At 43.9% G+C, this 15,057-nt stretch carries 12 protein-coding genes and 1 tRNA gene; 8 read left to right on the top strand and 5 right to left on the bottom strand.

What is annotated here, in order from left to right:
• Window positions 1-107: 107 nt before the first annotated feature.
• Entirely contained in the window at window positions 108-590 is a 483-nt protein-coding gene (locus tag KNQ04_RS09160; RefSeq protein ID WP_214849845.1) for a DUF456 domain-containing protein, read from the bottom strand.
• Window positions 591-652: 62 nt separating this feature from the next.
• Complete coding sequence (locus KNQ04_RS09155; RefSeq protein WP_214849842.1) at window positions 653-1,858, bottom strand: DUF2254 domain-containing protein; 1,206 nt, start codon at window positions 1,856-1,858, stop codon at window positions 653-655.
• Between the two features lie 195 nt (window positions 1,859-2,053).
• Here KNQ04_RS09155 and KNQ04_RS09150 point away from each other — a divergent pair, with 195 nt between their 5' ends.
• Together KNQ04_RS09150 and KNQ04_RS09145 are read left to right on the top strand one after the other, a co-directional pair.
• Entirely contained in the window at window positions 2,054-3,538 is a 1,485-nt protein-coding gene (locus tag KNQ04_RS09150) for an aldehyde dehydrogenase family protein (protein ID WP_214849839.1), read from the top strand.
• Window positions 3,539-3,598: 60 nt separating this feature from the next.
• Complete coding sequence (locus KNQ04_RS09145; RefSeq protein ID WP_214849837.1) at window positions 3,599-3,988, top strand: tautomerase family protein; 390 nt, start codon at window positions 3,599-3,601, stop codon at window positions 3,986-3,988.
• 112 nt (window positions 3,989-4,100) lie between these two features.
• On the opposite strand, the gene yidD is transcribed toward KNQ04_RS09145, so the two are convergent.
• The gene (gene yidD / locus KNQ04_RS09140) at window positions 4,101-4,385 is read right to left on the bottom strand and encodes a membrane protein insertion efficiency factor YidD (RefSeq protein WP_214849834.1); all 285 of its coding nucleotides are present in this window, start codon (window positions 4,383-4,385) and stop codon (window positions 4,101-4,103) included.
• A gap of 102 nt (window positions 4,386-4,487) precedes the next feature.
• Between yidD and KNQ04_RS09135 the strand changes: the two genes are divergently transcribed.
• From KNQ04_RS09135 to KNQ04_RS09120, 4 genes are all read left to right on the top strand, one after another.
• Complete coding sequence (locus KNQ04_RS09135) at window positions 4,488-5,453, top strand: quinone oxidoreductase family protein (RefSeq protein WP_214849831.1); 966 nt, start codon at window positions 4,488-4,490, stop codon at window positions 5,451-5,453.
• Window positions 5,454-5,653: 200 nt separating this feature from the next.
• The gene (locus KNQ04_RS09130; RefSeq protein ID WP_214849829.1) at window positions 5,654-8,011 is read left to right on the top strand and encodes a YhgE/Pip domain-containing protein; all 2,358 of its coding nucleotides are present in this window, start codon (window positions 5,654-5,656) and stop codon (window positions 8,009-8,011) included.
• Window positions 7,998-8,558 (top strand): TetR/AcrR family transcriptional regulator, encoded by a 561-nt coding sequence (locus KNQ04_RS09125; protein WP_214849827.1) that lies wholly within the window; start codon window positions 7,998-8,000, stop codon window positions 8,556-8,558. The genes KNQ04_RS09130 and KNQ04_RS09125 overlap by 14 nt, the downstream gene beginning before the upstream one ends.
• A 271-nt stretch (window positions 8,559-8,829) precedes the next feature.
• Window positions 8,830-9,108, top strand: a complete 279-nt coding sequence (locus KNQ04_RS09120; RefSeq protein ID WP_214849825.1) for a hypothetical protein — start codon at window positions 8,830-8,832, stop codon at window positions 9,106-9,108.
• 47 nt (window positions 9,109-9,155) lie between these two features.
• On the opposite strand, the gene KNQ04_RS09115 is transcribed toward KNQ04_RS09120, so the two are convergent.
• Window positions 9,156-9,890, bottom strand: a complete 735-nt coding sequence (locus KNQ04_RS09115; protein ID WP_214849822.1) for a metallophosphoesterase family protein — start codon at window positions 9,888-9,890, stop codon at window positions 9,156-9,158.
• A gap of 359 nt (window positions 9,891-10,249) precedes the next feature.
• On the opposite strand from KNQ04_RS09115, the gene KNQ04_RS09110 reads away from it, so the two are divergent.
• Complete coding sequence (locus KNQ04_RS09110) at window positions 10,250-11,248, top strand: PTS sugar transporter subunit IIC (RefSeq protein WP_214850151.1); 999 nt, start codon at window positions 10,250-10,252, stop codon at window positions 11,246-11,248.
• Between the two features lie 87 nt (window positions 11,249-11,335).
• Here KNQ04_RS09110 and KNQ04_RS09105 read toward each other — a convergent pair.
• Window positions 11,336-11,408, bottom strand: a tRNA-Val gene (locus KNQ04_RS09105).
• 165 nt (window positions 11,409-11,573) lie between these two features.
• Here KNQ04_RS09105 and KNQ04_RS09100 point away from each other — a divergent pair.
• Window positions 11,574-14,678 (top strand): efflux RND transporter permease subunit, encoded by a 3,105-nt coding sequence (locus KNQ04_RS09100; RefSeq protein WP_214849820.1) that lies wholly within the window; start codon window positions 11,574-11,576, stop codon window positions 14,676-14,678.
• Window positions 14,679-15,057: the final 379 nt, after the last annotated feature.

Raw genomic sequence — 15,057 nt, 5'->3', positions numbered from 1 at the left:
TCTGCATAGAAAAGAAGCTTTTAAAAAACAAGCTTCTCCTCTTTTTCATATTCATACTATAACGGAACTGTCGCGAAATGTGTACTTGAAGTGATTCTTCTTTTCATTCACACGATATATAAGATAAAGACAATGATCATCAAGAGCATCGCGATTCCTTTTAACAGCGCGCTCGAGAGAATACCTAATACGGTTCCAATCCCAATCGACATCGCTTCATTCCACGTTTTTTTACTGATGATTTTTTCGGTCAAAATTGCAAACACAAACGGGAAGATCAATAGGCCGACACCAGGAATAATGAACGGTCCTGCAATTAATCCAATTGTCGTCGCAATTTTAGCCGCGCGGGATCCGCCTCGACGATCAACCGTATAGGAACTGACCAAATAGTCCAGTGTAAATAATAAGATGATGAAGACGGACTGAATGACCCAAAAACTAACGGTCAGCTCTGTAAAGCCAAAACCAAAACCATAAATCAAAAAGCCGATGATCAACAGTGGCGCACTTGGGATAATCGGATAGACAAGTCCTACAAAACTAGCGATAAAACAGATTGCAATCAGTACCCACAGTAAAACCGTCATCTCTATCTCCTACTTTCTTTCTTTTCTCCTCCTCTACTTACGTGCATTAAACCGTTTAAGTTTCACGCCAGTGCTTTTTGAAGGGTTTTCTCAAGGTGGGTCCGATCCCATTCGTTCATAGCAGACCAATCGACTTCCGAACAAACAAACGGAATAAATGCTTGGATCGTCGCCCGGTGTTCAGATAAGGCGTTCCGCTTTGTACTTTCAAGTGCTTCAAGCATCGTCGCAAGAACTGATATATCATCTTTTCCGTAGTACCGCAGTTGATAAAATGTTTCGTACAACAATTCGGAGTACGTCACACGCTTGACGATTACGGAACCTTCTCCGGCAATCAGTAAGCTGCCATTCGGCAAAACAGCAAATTTGCGGAGTAAATCACCAATCTGCCGCAACGCATGCCGTGCCGTGTTCGGATCATTGATTCCGGGTGAGATTGCCCGCAGACCCACTTCAGACAGTTTTTGAATGACAAACGTGAAATCTTGTACTGAAGAACGTGTTGGTCCAATGACGATTCCCGCTTCCACACTTGAGTCGCTAGCAGAACCGATGACTTGTCCTTCTGTTACATAACTCCCTATCGTGACGTCGATTTGAATATTCGTCCCATCCTTTGTTAACGCACCATAGTCCAGAAGCTGTAGATAACCTGATTCTGAAGCGAGGACCGGGTATGCAAGCGCGTCATGCAAATCAGATATGACATGATGTTTTTCCGCTTTTAAGTCTTCGATTTGTTCATCAATTAAATCACTTCCTTCACGATGCAAACGATCGAGTAACGTCGTGACACGGATCGACTGACTGACGATATGGATGAACGCGACAAATGCGATCACCGAGACTAAGACGACGAGGACAGCGACTGCCGAGGACACGACGCTACCCCGTAAAGACGGACGAACAAAAAACAACATCGTAATCGAATAAGTAACCGCCCCGATGAAAATCCCGAAAATGTGCTGAACCTGCCGATTTTCGATGAAGTTCGGTAATGTCCGGGGAGAAAACTGGGAGGAATACGTCGTCAGCACGACAAGAATCGTCGAAAACGTAAACGTCATCATCGTCAACAATCCCGAAAAGACGGAGCTATGAATCGTTCGCCCTAAATCGAGTGTCGTTTTCCAATCATCGGGAAAATAATTTTTAAAGTATAAGTCTGTCGCAAGGACACATGCTGTCAACAAGGCACCACCTAAGCCATATAACAAAGGCCACCACCAATTTGTTTCGTGATAAATCAGTTTCAATTGCTTCATCAATTCAACTCCATTCTTAATATACCGATATATTTTTTAATTCCTGTTTCCTCATATAATAAAACCTTTATTTAACGTATCTTTCAATAATCCCCGAGTCGATTTATTTTGTGAAAGTGTCAGTTTGTGTTTTACTTCTTTCCATAACGTGAATAACTTAATTGTTATCAAATAAGAATTGGAGATGAAAAAGTCATGCAACAGACAAACGAAAACGCTCTGAAAACTGATTTCACAAAAATCTTCATCAATGGTCAGTGGCGCAAAGGCGCAAGTGACAGCAATATGAAAAATACAAACCCGTTCACAGGAGAAACGTTGTTTGAGATTTCAGCTGCAAACAATGACGATTTGGACGATGCATACCAATCAGCAAAAATCGCTCAAAAAGAGTGGGCAAAAACACCAGCTCTTAAACGTCAAGGTCTGATTGAACAGCTCTTGAAAGTCATGTATGAAGAAAAAGAAACAATCATTGACTGGTTGATTAAAGAATCAGGTAGTACACGAATCAAAGCCGAAGGAGAATTCCTTGCTTCTGTCTTGATCGTTAAAGAAGCAGCAACGTTCCCACTCCGTATGCATGGCGAAATTCGCCCATCTGTCGTACCGGGTAAAGAAAACCGGATCTATCGGAAAGCACTTGGTGTCATCGGCGTCATCAGTCCTTGGAACTTCCCATTCCACTTAGCCATCCGCTCAATCGCAACAGCGATCGCAATCGGGAATGCCGTCGTCGTTAAACCGGCAACGGATACACCTGTCTCAGGCGGTTTAATCTTCGCAAGTCTGTTTGAAAAAGCAGGCCTTCCAAAAGGTGTCTTGAACGTCATCGTCGGTCGTGGTTCTGAAATCGGCGATTCAATCGTTGAACACCCTGTTCCACGTCTGATCTCATTCACTGGATCAACTGAAGTCGGTCGCCACATTGGTGAACTTGCCGGGAAACATCTCAAGAAAACTGCATTAGAGCTCGGTGGTAACAACGTCTTCGTCGTTCTTGACGATGCTGACCTCGATCGTGCTGTCGAATCTGCTGTCTACAGTAAATTCTATCACCAAGGTCAAATTTGTATGTCAACGAACCGGATTCTCGTTGCAGAATCGATTCACGATGAGTTTGTCGAAAAATATGTCGCTCGTGTTAAAGAACTTCAGTTCGGTGATCCATCAAAAGATCGTACACAAGTCGGTCCATTGATTAACCAATCGCAAGTCGACCGTATTATGGAAGAAATCGAAAAAACAAAAGCAGCAGGCGCTACAGTTCGTGTCGGTGGTGAGGCAAACGGAAACGTCATTGCTCCAACAGTCGTGACTGGTGTAACGAACGATATGCCACTCGCTAAAAACGAAATCTTCGGACCTGTCGCAGTCATCATCCCGTTCAAAGATGACGAACATGCGCTTGAACTCGCAAACTCACTCCCATACGGGTTAAGTGGTGCGGTTCACGGCTCTTCAATCGAACGTGCAACAGAATTTGCGCTTCAAGTTGAAACAGGAATGATTCATATTAATGATCAGTCCGTCAACGACGAACCACACATGCCGTTTGGTGGCGAAAAAGATTCAGGTCTTGGTCGCTTCAATGGTGAATGGGTTCTTGAAGAATTTTCAACTGTTCAGTGGGTATCTGTTATGCATGAACGTCGCCAATACAAACCATTCTTCGAATAAAAGAAAAAATGCGGGCATTGCCCGCATTTTTTTACATACTATCTAAAAGGAGTGTTACTGATGCCACTATTACGTTTTGATGTGATTGAAGGACGAAACGAAGAAGAGTTAAAGGTGCTCCTCGACACAGCGCATGATGCGATGGTTGAAGCTTTTGATGTACCGGAGCGTGACCGCTACCAAATCGTCCATACACATAAAGAGCACGAAATGGTCATTCAAGATACAGGACTCGGTTTTGAACGGACACGTAATCTTGTGTTGATTAGTGTTACGAGTAAATCCCGGACACAAGAGAAAAAGCAAATGCTCTATCGCTTACTCGCCGAACGACTTGAAGCAAACTGCGGTCTCGCTCCAAGCGATTTGATGGTGTCAATCGTCGAGAACGATGCGGCTGACTGGAGTTTCGGAATGGGCGAGGCACAATTCTTAACTGGAAAATTATAAGTTCCAAACGCTTTACTGCATCAAAAAAGCCTAATTCCTAACAGGGAATTAGGTTTTTTATTTGAATGAATCATCCAGCTCAGCCGTTCGCATTTAAAATGAGAGACATCCCTCAATCAATCGTTTCTTCCTCATGCTCTCGTTCTTTCGGATTCTCTCGCTGAAGCGGTGCTTTCCAACTAAACGTTTCAGGAACAAAATCAAGTCCGCCCGGATGGAACGGTTGGCAACGTAAAATTCGACGTGTCGTCAAGTATCCACCTTTTATGGCGCCATGTTGTTCAATCGCTTCTTTTCCGTAATGCGAGCACGTCGGATAAAAGCGGCAGGTCGCTGGTTTCATCGGAGAAATCACTTTTTGATAAAAGTGAATTCCTCCAAGCATAACTTTTTTCATGATGCTCCACCTTCTTTTTCTTAATCTTAACGCATTCCTACACTTTTATCAGGTTAGATGAATTATAGTTAAATCCACTACTACTAAAAGGACGTGTTTAATATGAAGGCCCTTACGTTTAGTTCATTCGGAGATTCCTCCGTACTCACGTATCAAGAAATTCCTACTCCCATTATTCAATCCCATGAGGTCTTAATCGAAATGAAGGCAATCGGTCTTAATTTTGCTGACATCTATCGCCGAAAAGGTAACTATCATTTAGAAGGCGCCGCACCTTATATTTTAGGATATGAAGGTGCTGGCATTATCACTCAGGTCGGTGAAGATGTTCTCGAACTTAAAGTCGGTCAGCGGGTTGCCTTTGCCGATGTACCAAACGCGAATGCAGAACAGGTCGTCGCTCCATTCGACCGTGTCATCCCACTCCCTGATGAGATTTCTTTTGAAGTCGGTGCTTCCCTCCTGTTACAAGGATTGACAGCCCATTACTTGACACACGATAGCTATGTAATTCAACCACGCGATCTTGTTTTGATTCATGCAGCAGCTGGAGGTGTCGGGCAGTTACTGACTCAAATCGTTCATTCGCATGGAGCCGTTCCAATCGGTCTAACCTCTTCCAAGGAAAAAGCCCTTATCGCAAAAGATAATGGATGCGAAAAAGTTTTTCTTTATTCGGACGATTGGGTTGATCAAATTCTTACATTAACGAATCATCGTGGCGTCGACGTCGTCTATGAATCAATTGGTACAACGCTAATGAACAGTTTTGACGTCACAAAAGTAAGCGGGACCGTCGTGTTTTACGGAATGGCCGGTGGCGATCCCGTTGCAGTTGATCCTCGTCTTTTAATGGATACATCAAAAACACTTACGGGCGGAGATTTATGGAATGTTCTCACGTCGCGCGAAGAACGCATCCGACGTGCTGGCGAGCTGTTTAGTTTGGTCATCTCGAATCAGTTGCAAGTAGCCGCTCCGACATTATTTCCACTTGCTGAAGGAGCAAGTGCTCATGATTATCTTGAGAGTAGAAAAAGTACAGGAAAAATCCTCCTCATCCCTTAAGCGGTACCATTACTTAAAGAGTATCTAATTTTTTCTTTCATTAAATGTTAGCTCTTTTGAAATCAATCATGATGAGTCGTTACAAAATAGTAAAGATTTGATTAAATGAATTGCTTTCTATTCTGAAAGAGAGTAAAGTAAATCTCATCAAAACCGAAAACTAAAATCAGTTTTAAGTTTTCAAAAGGGGATTTATATTCATGTTTCGCTCAGAATGGAAAAAATTAAAAAGCCCGATGATGGTGATTGTCATCTTGGCAATCATTCTTGTTCCCTTTCTTTACAACTCCATTTTCTTATCTGCATTTTGGGACCCGTACGGTCAGACAGAAGATATTAAAGTGGCCATCGTAAATGAAGACAAGACGATCAAGTATGAAGGTGAAAAAATTGATATCGGGGATCAATTCATCAAGAAATTAAAAAAGAACGATGACTTTGATTGGCAGTTCTTATCAAACAAAGAAGCCGAAAAACAATTACGCTCCGGGGATATCTATATGACGGTCGTCATTCCAAAAAACTTTTCAAAGAATGCGACGACCTTGCTCGATGAACACCCTAAAAAAATTGAACTCGAGTATTACTTGAACCCTGCTAAGAACTACTCAGGGACACAAATTTCAAGTAGTGCCGCTAAACAGTTAAATGAAAAAATCCGAAAATCAGTCACAAAACAGTACAGTAGTGCAATTTTCGGAGCGCTTAAAAAAATTGCTAAAGGTCTTGAAGATGCATCAGAAGGTTCTTCGAAGCTTGAAGATGGTGCCAACAAAACGACAGACGGTGCAAAAACGCTTACGACGAATCTCGGCAAACTGACAGACGGTTCGAATGATTTGTCAACGAACTTAGCAAAAGCAGCGGATGGTTCAGCACAAATTTCGACAGGTCTCAACACACTTAACGATGGTGCTCAGACGCTCGCTGAGAAATCTGGTGAGTTATCGAGTGGTCTCAACCAACTGGATGACAACAGCGGTAAACTAATTAAAGGATCAACAGATTTGCAAGCTGGTTCTACTAAACTTCGCCAAGGTCTTGAATCGGCTTCTGCCGGTACAACAGAACTTCGTCAAGGTCTTGAATCCGCTTCTGCTGGTACAACAGAACTAAACAACAATCTTCCGAAGTTCAATGCTGGACTCAATCAACTAAATGAAAAAGCAAAAGAAGTGGATACGACGATCACAAACTTGAACAGTGCCGCTGCAACTTTAAAACAAGATTTGAGTGCTCGGCGTGAAGCGATTGAGGCCAATGTGGCAACAATCAAGGGAGTCATCTCTTCTTCTGAGAATTTATCGGAAGAAGAAAAGAATACGTTACTTGAATCGATTGCGACGATGGAACAGAATGTCCAGAGTCTCGCGCAACAAGAAACAGCACTTGATGCAAGTCTTGCCGCTGCCAATGATGCGACAGATAAAATCAATCAACTAGCAGTCGGTGGACAAAACATCGCATCGGCTGTCTCAAAACTTGATAGCGGGTTATCTGCTTTACTGGCTGGTTCACAAAAATTAGAACAAGGGCAAGCACAACTCTTGGCTGGTTCGAAAGATTTGGAACAAGGTCAAACTGATTTCAATCAAGGCTTAACGACGTATACAAATGGTGTTCATAAAGCAGCTGACGGTAGTACACAGTTAACTGCCGGCGCTCAAAAAATTGCGACTGGTACAAACGATGCCAGTACGGCAATGGGAAGCTTGAACTCAGGACTCGGTCAACTGACAGACGGTGCAGTAGCACTCTCGTCTGGTGCCGGTCAACTGACAGATGGTGCTTCACGTTTAGCGGATGGTAACTCTAAACTGGCTGACGGAGCAAAAACGCTTAAAGATGAGCTTGGAAAAGGTGCAAAAGATGCGACGGTCAAACCATCGAACGATCGCGACAACATGCTCGCTGAGCCTGTCGTATTAAAAGAACATGACTACTCGACCGTTAGTAACTACGGTTCTGGATTGTCTGCCTATATCTTAAGTATCGCGCTCTTCGCAGGTGCGTTGATGTTCTCTTCGGTCTACCAAATTCGTCCAGCACACGGAGAGACGTTATCATGGCGCTTCCTCGTTGGTAAACTTTCATTGATTTTACCAATCGGTGCATTGCAAGGGGTTGCCGCCGCGACTGCCATCGTTTACGTCCTCGATTCAACTGTCGCGAGTGTCCCTGCTCTCTATGGCTTCGCCGCCTTGACCGGGATGACGTTCATCACCTTGTTATTCGCCTTGACAATGTTATTCGGCCGCGTTGGACAATTCGCAGCGTTCCTTCTATTACTCCTTCAAATCGGAGGTAGTGGTGGTACGTTCCCGGTCGAAATGACACCAAGTTTCTTCCAGTATATTCACCCATTCCTACCGATGACATATTCGGTCAGTGGATTCCGTGAAGCACTTGGACTCGGTGTCACGGATGCACTTGCTTCTAACAGTCTAGTTCTTGGATCAATCTTAGCTGGAGCATTGGTACTCGTTTTCGTTGGTGCTTTAAGTGCTAAACGTATTTTGCTTTCGACGAAAGCGAGAAAAGCACATGACGCAGCTTGAAAAAGAACAAGTCATCTTAAATGCAGCGATGGACAGTTTTTCCGAACTGGGTTACAAAGGAACGACGATTGAACGGGTCGCAAAACGCGCTCATGTCGGAAAGCCGACTGTTTATCAATTGTTTGAAAGTAAACTCGATTTGTTTGAATCGCTTGTGACCCTTGTGTTGCAAGAGATGCGAACTGAAGCTGAAAATGCTTATGTCGAAGGTGCAAGTGTTGAAGCGAACAAACAGGCGATGATTGAGGCAATCGTAAATCATCAACAGCAACACTTGTTTATCTTAAAGATTACAGAAGAGACCCGAAACTTGAAATTGCAGGAGATGCAGGAGTTACGGACTCGAATCGAGCGACATGTCGTCGACTATATTAAAAACTTACTTGAAACGCGTCTTGAAATTTACGTCAGTTCCTCCGGTATTCCAATCGATGTGACGGCATTCCTACTGTTTAGAACGTACATCGCTTTAATCGCTGAATGGCCTTTAATCGGGGAGGAGCTTGACTTAAACATCATCAGTCAAGCGATGCTTAAACTACTGTAACGACAAAGAATGACTTTTCCTGTCGTAGGAAAAGTCATTCTTTTTTTGTCTGTGTTCGCTCTTCTAAGTGATACGCTGTTGACTAAGCGGAATATCTTTTTCATCGTCCCGAACAAGAAAAAAATCACGATACAGCTTCTATACTCAAGCCCGCCTATTCTTATACCTCTTCGTTTGATTTGAGATGAATCAGCAATTCCTTTTTCAGAAACATTTATTTTGATTTAATCGTATAATTAAACTATCTTGCTTGAATGGAGTGTTACCCTGTATGCAACCGTATATGCTTCTCCCGCTTTACCTCCTGATTCTGCTTGCTTACGTCATTATTTCACTGATTGATATGTGGAAATCCTATACGGCAACCAGCAATTCGTCGGACTTCCTATTTTTCATCTTGACGATAGTGGCACTGTTTGCAGGATTTCTGCTTGCCCCGATCCTGTCACTGCTCTTTCATTGGAAACGCCACCGACTCAAACGAAATATCGGGCTCGTTCTCTTCTTAATCCTCATCATCGCGTACATCGTAAGATTTTTTATTTCTTAAATCAAGGCAGCATCGTTTTTGAACGATGCTGCCTTTTTATTTTTTCATCAGCTTCTTCCACCTAAAAACAATTTCCGTAATAATTCTTTTGCCGGCATGTCTGACGCATTGAATGCTTCGAGATACGCCGCGTCATCATATGGCAAATCAATGAAGGCTACGCCCCACTTCCCGCTCTCCCCTGTCACGATCGCAAACGGTGCAACTGCCTCCGGTTGGCACCCTAACGCTCCCGGATTCACATAGGTCGTTCCTTTTACTTGAACGAACTGTCGCGGATGGTGATGTCCAAAACAAATCAGGGTGGCACTCGTATCAGCAAATAACTGCGGAAGTGTTTCTTTATTACCGTCAACCGTCGGACGAAGCGGTTCTTCTCCAATCATCGCCCGCACGTCCCGATATGCATAATGTGTGAACAGAATTTGCTGTGTCTCGACCGTTTTTAAAATCGTCCGTGGCAGACGTTCTAAAAAGACTCGATTTTCTGGCGTTAATTGATCCGCGACCCACTCATGATGTGCTTTTGCATGAAGATAGCTATCTGGATACCGTTCATCATGCAACAATGCTAAGACATTTTCATCATGATTGCCACTAATCGTACGGACTTTATCATGCCTCCGAATCAACTCAATCACTTCATTTGTCTCAGCACCAATTCCGACCAAATCACCGAGACAATAAATCGTCTCAATTTCTGGATTTTGATCGATGGTGTCGAAGACTGCTTTTAACGCTGCCGCATTGCCGTGAATATCTGTAATAACTGCAAATTTCATGTAACCGCCTCCAATGTAAATTTATGAACGTTTCTTCTTCCTTTCCTCATTTAAGCTGAGAGTGAACTAAAAAATAAATTGTCAGAAAATATTGATTATTTAGTTTAAGCGTGGTAGGCTTAGAAAAATTCAAACGAGAGGAGCACGACAAGATGTATCTTTCACAATTTGCGGGCCGACTGATTATTCTATTCACGAGGGACTGAAAACTTTTCCGAACGTTTCCGGAATCGATTTTCGGGCCCTCCTTTCGATGCATCGAATGAGGCGCCCGCACTATACATGGCGCCTATCCCAATCACGGATAGGTTTTTTTAATGGAAAAATAGAGAGGATGAAGAAGAGTGAAAGCGTATGCGATGGATCGAATGGTAAAAGTATCAGCTGGGATGGCGAATGCGGTACTCGTCACACTTGGCGTAGGCTTATTGATTGAGACGTTCGGAAACTTATTACATATCGAGATGTTACTGACGATTGGCGGCATTGCAAAAGTGTTACTTGCACCGGCACTTGGGGCAGGTATCGCCTATCAACTCGGAGGCAACACGCTCGTCTTGTTCAGCGCAATGATTGCGGCAACGATTGGCGGCGCTGCACTTCAACCAACTGAAGCCGGTCTTGTCTTGGTTCCTGGTCAACCGATCAGTGCTCTGCTTGCGGCAGCCGTCGCTGTTTTTGTCGGAAAGCGCATGACAGGTAAAACGAAGTTCGACATGATGGTCATCCCGATGAGTGCCGTCCTCGCTGGAGGCATCACTGGACTTGGTGCCGCTGCTGTCACGACACCATTACTCACGAAATTCAGCGCCATGGTTACGTCTTCAGTCGAAACATCACCAATCGCGACGTCACTCGTCATCGCTCTTATCTTCAGTATTCTCTTAATGTCACCCGCCTCATCGGCAGCGCTCGCGATTGCGCTCCAACTTGATCCGGTCGCGAGTGCCGCTGCACTAATCGGCTGTTCGGCACAATTCGTCGGATTTACCTTGATGGCTTATCGTCAAACTGATCCAGGCGGCTTGATTGCTTCATTTTTCGTAACGCCTAAAGTGCAATTCCCGAACATCGTCAAAAATCCGCGACTAGTCGTCGCTCCCTTTTTAGCTGCTATGATTTCAGCACCTGTCGCAACCCTCGTCCTGTCTTTAAAAGTTCCTTATGAGTTAGCTGGACTTGGATTGAACTCGATGATCGCCCCACTCAATATTTTCGTCAATCAAGGATTTAACGCGTTCGCAATCTTCGTTGTCACCGGTATTTTATTACCCGGTGTCCTCACATTCGTTTTCTACCGAGCAACGACGATGGCCGGCTGGACGAAGCGCGGCGATCTCCACCTAGAAATTCAATGAAACGTCAGCTATTCCTGTTTGATTCAGGGAATAGCTTTTTTTACGACAAAAAAACTCGTCCATCAAAAGATGAACGAGTTTTCGGTATGATTCTGACTGGGCTCGAACCAGCGACCTCTACCCTGTCAAGGTAGCGCTCTCCCAGCTGAGCTACAGAATCATGTGTGTTGTTACTGGGTATGTCTTTATTATATCAACATATTGAAAAGTGTAAAGCCTTTTTTTTAAGTTTTTTTTCAAAATCAAAACAGTTTCAAAGTTGCAGCGTGTTTACTTGTCGTCTACTATGTAATTAAGCACATATAAAACAAAGGAGGGACAACCCTTGAACTTTTTAACCCGATTTAGTTTGAAAAACTCTGTCGCCGTATTCATTATTGCCATTCTTTTAATTTTAGGCGGTGTTTATTCATTTTCACAACTCAAGGTCGACCAATTCCCTGAAATCGAATTCCCACAAATTTCAGTTGAAGCCGTTTACCCCGGCGCCTCCCCTGAGGATGTCGATCAACAAGTCGTCTCAAAACTTGAAACGGCTCTAAAAGGAATTGAAGGCTCGACAAAAATCTCAAGCTCGGCTTACGAAAGCATTGGGATCATCAATATCGAATTCCCATTCGATACGGACATGGACCAAGTCGAGCAACAAATCGATGCGGCAATTCAAGATGCGAACCTTCCTGAAGAAGCGAGCACTAAATTAAATCGTTTCTCCTTTGGTTCGTTCCCTATCTATAATATCTCATTCTTCAGTAAAGATGGAACAGATATCGAACCCTTATTAAAAGATCAAATCGAACCGGAATTGAATAAAATCGCTGGCATCAACAGCGTCTCGGTCGGTGGTTACAAAGACGACCTCGTTCAAATCACTGTCGATAAAAAGAAAGCGACCGCTGCAGGTCTGTCACTTTCGAGCATTAAAGAGCAAATCAATGCCAAATACGTTTCGTTCCCATCCGGTCAACTTGCAGAAGGTGATTCAAAGATTCCGATTCGTGTCGAAGAAAATCTTGAAAATCTCGACGCCATCAAGAACCTCCAGCTGACTTCTTCCATCGGTGCCGCTGCTCCAACTGGACCACCAACGGGTACTACAGGTGGCGCGCCTGGTGCTCCGACTGAAACAACAGGTCAGGCACCACAAGAACCAGCAGAACCGATTCGATTAAAGGATATCGCTGACATTGAATCGATTTCGAAACAAAGCGAAAAAACGCGTTATAACTTAAAAGATTCACTCTCGATGGCCATCACAAAAAAACAAGATGCCAACACGGTTGAAATCGCCGATCAAGTCACAAAAATTCTCAATAAGTACGATGATCAAATCGATTATACAATCGGGATTGATTCAGCTAAAGACATTGAAGAGTCCGTTTCAACCCTCGTCAAAGAAGGACTGCTCGGTGCTTTATTCGCTTCGATTGCCGTACTTCTGTTCTTGCGTAATATTCGTGCGACCATCATCGCCATCGTCTCAATCCCGCTATCGCTATTGATTGCTGCGATTTTCTTAAACTGGCAGGACATTTCACTGAACATCATGACCCTTGGTGGGATGGCTGTCGCGGTCGGTCGTGTCGTAGATGACAGTATCGTCGTCATCGAGAACATTTTCCGAAGGGTCCGAAAATCAGAACAAGGAATGACTAATGAAGTCATCGAACAGTCGACGAAGGAAATCTTAAAAGCGATTACTTCATCGACATTAACAACAGTCGTCGTTTTCTTACCGATTGGTTTCGTTGGCGGTATTACCGGTAAGTTCTTCTTACCATTCGCGCTAACAATCATCTTCTCGCTACTCGCTTCACTGCTGGTCGCGATTACGATTGTTCCGATTTTAGCGAAATTTGCGTTCAAAAAGGTTCCGGCTGAAGAAAAAGAAGGTGTCCTTCAACGCTGGTATGGCAGATTGATTGAAAAATCATTATCCCATAAAGCGATTATCTTGATTGTCTCCTTCTTACTACTCGGTGGATCACTTGCCATCGTGCCGCAACTCGGATTCACGTTCATCCCGAATGAAGCTTCTAAAACATTGACGGCATCGCTTGAACTCCCTGCTGCGACATCACTTGAAAAAACAAGTGACGTCTCACTGAAGATGGAAGAGATGTTTGACGATGAAGAAGCGATTGAAGATGTGACTACCTCTGTTGGGGCACGCGACTTCACGACAGGTCTCCGTCTCGACAATAAGGCAAGTTACTTCCTTAATTTAAAAACCGGTGCGAATGTCGAAAAAACAATCAAGTCCCTCGAAACACAAATGGATGAGATTGCGAAGACCGATCAAGTTGACGCTAAAATCAGTATCGCAGAACTTTCGACTGGTGGTCCTCCATCAAACAACAACGTTGACGTCGATTTGTTCTCAACTGATCTCGAAGCACTGCAAAAAGCTGCGAAATTAGTCGAAGACAACATGACTAAAAATAGTGACTTAAAATATGTCACGAACAACTTTAGCGAAAAACAAAAACAATTCCTCGTCGAAATTGATTCAGAGAAGGCAAGCGACCTCGGTCTCTCTGGTTTCCAAATTCTCGGTACCGTCAATGACCAAACAAAACCGGTCACGGTCGGCACATTGACACTCGATGATAAAGAACAAGATGTTCAATTGTCTTATGAAAAAGATTTGACTTCACGTGAAGATCTTGAAAACGTCCAGTTATTCACAGCGACTGGCCCTGTTCCATTAACAGATGTCGCAACCGTCAAAGCGGTTGATACGTTCACATCGATTCAAAAACTCGATGGAAAAGTCTACGCCCGTGTCTCAGGACAAGTCAAAGGCGATAACGTTCAAACGGTTTCAAGTGACGTTAAAGCAGATGTCGAAAAACTTGATTTACCAGATGGTGTTTCGCTGACAAGTGGTGGCGGTAATGATGATACGGTCGAAATCTTCCAGTCACTTGGAATTGCGATCGTCGTCGCGATTGGTCTCGTTTACTTGACGATGTTGATCACGTTCGGTAAAGCACGGATTCCATTCATCATCTTATCTTCACTCATCTTCGTCCCAATCGGTTCACTCGTCACGCTCTTCTTAGCGAACGAACCGTTATCCGTCAGTGTCATGATCGGATTCTTGATGTTGATCGGTATCGTAACGACGAATGCAATCGTCCTTGTCGATCGGATCGGTCAAAATACTAAACGGGGTCTACCAATTCGTGAGTCACTGATCGAAGCCGGTAAAACGCGACTCCGTCCAATCTTAATGACGGCATTCGCAACCATTATGGCACTTGTACCACTCGCTCTGACGACTTCATCCGGAACGCTGATTTCAAAAGGTCTTGCGTTGACGGTTATCGGCGGCTTAACGACTTCAACACTCTTAACGTTAATCATCGTACCTGTCGTCTATGAGTTATTCTTCTTCAAAAAAATCAAAAAAGAACGTAAAGCCTAATAAAAACCCTTCTCGCCTGTGCGAGAAGGGTTTTTGCGTGTAGACAAACGCTTATGAAGAGTGAACATACGATAACGAGAGGCAATCTTTCCTGTCTCGCCTCGTCTTCAAAGCGGCAATCGGTTTTAAAGCGATTCGAGACGGATTGCGCTCTAAACCGTCTGCATGCCCGGCTTTCCATCATGGTATTCCCTAAAAAGCGTCGCGTTTCGTTGACTCCTACGGGAAAAATTGCGTTTTTAACGCACGTTCAGAGGCAGGCAAGACCCTGCTCGTTGTCCGTGAGGATCAAGGAGCAACGGCTTGTGCCTCGACGAAAAAAACGCTTAATCTCCCGACAGCACGTTGTCTACAGTCTGAAACCCTTCTCGCCCATGCG

It is taken from the genome of Exiguobacterium sp. s193, from assembly GCF_018618755.1.
GTDB lineage: Bacteria > Bacillota > Bacilli > Exiguobacteriales > Exiguobacteriaceae > Exiguobacterium_A.
The sequence above is the reverse complement of the archived record's forward strand: the minus strand, read 5'-3'. Positions and strand labels throughout refer to the sequence as shown.

Excerpts from the sequence above, each read along its gene's own strand:
- KNQ04_RS09160 (WP_214849845.1), bottom strand. The coding sequence starts at position 590 with ATGACGGTTTTACTGTGGGTACTGATTGCAATCTGTTTTATCGCTAGT.
- KNQ04_RS09155 (WP_214849842.1), bottom strand. The coding sequence starts at position 1,858 with ATGAAGCAATTGAAACTGATTTATCACGAAACAAATTGGTGGTGGCCT.
- KNQ04_RS09150 (WP_214849839.1), top strand. The coding sequence starts at position 2,054 with ATGCAACAGACAAACGAAAACGCTCTGAAAACTGATTTCACAAAAATC.
- KNQ04_RS09145 (WP_214849837.1), top strand. The coding sequence starts at position 3,599 with ATGCCACTATTACGTTTTGATGTGATTGAAGGACGAAACGAAGAAGAG.
- yidD (WP_214849834.1), bottom strand. The coding sequence starts at position 4,385 with ATGAAAAAAGTTATGCTTGGAGGAATTCACTTTTATCAAAAAGTGATT.
- KNQ04_RS09135 (WP_214849831.1), top strand. The coding sequence starts at position 4,488 with ATGAAGGCCCTTACGTTTAGTTCATTCGGAGATTCCTCCGTACTCACG.
- KNQ04_RS09130 (WP_214849829.1), top strand. The coding sequence starts at position 5,654 with ATGTTTCGCTCAGAATGGAAAAAATTAAAAAGCCCGATGATGGTGATT.
- KNQ04_RS09125 (WP_214849827.1), top strand. The coding sequence starts at position 7,998 with ATGACGCAGCTTGAAAAAGAACAAGTCATCTTAAATGCAGCGATGGAC.
- KNQ04_RS09120 (WP_214849825.1), top strand. The coding sequence starts at position 8,830 with ATGCAACCGTATATGCTTCTCCCGCTTTACCTCCTGATTCTGCTTGCT.
- KNQ04_RS09115 (WP_214849822.1), bottom strand. The coding sequence starts at position 9,890 with ATGAAATTTGCAGTTATTACAGATATTCACGGCAATGCGGCAGCGTTA.
- KNQ04_RS09110 (WP_214850151.1), top strand. The coding sequence starts at position 10,250 with ATGGATCGAATGGTAAAAGTATCAGCTGGGATGGCGAATGCGGTACTC.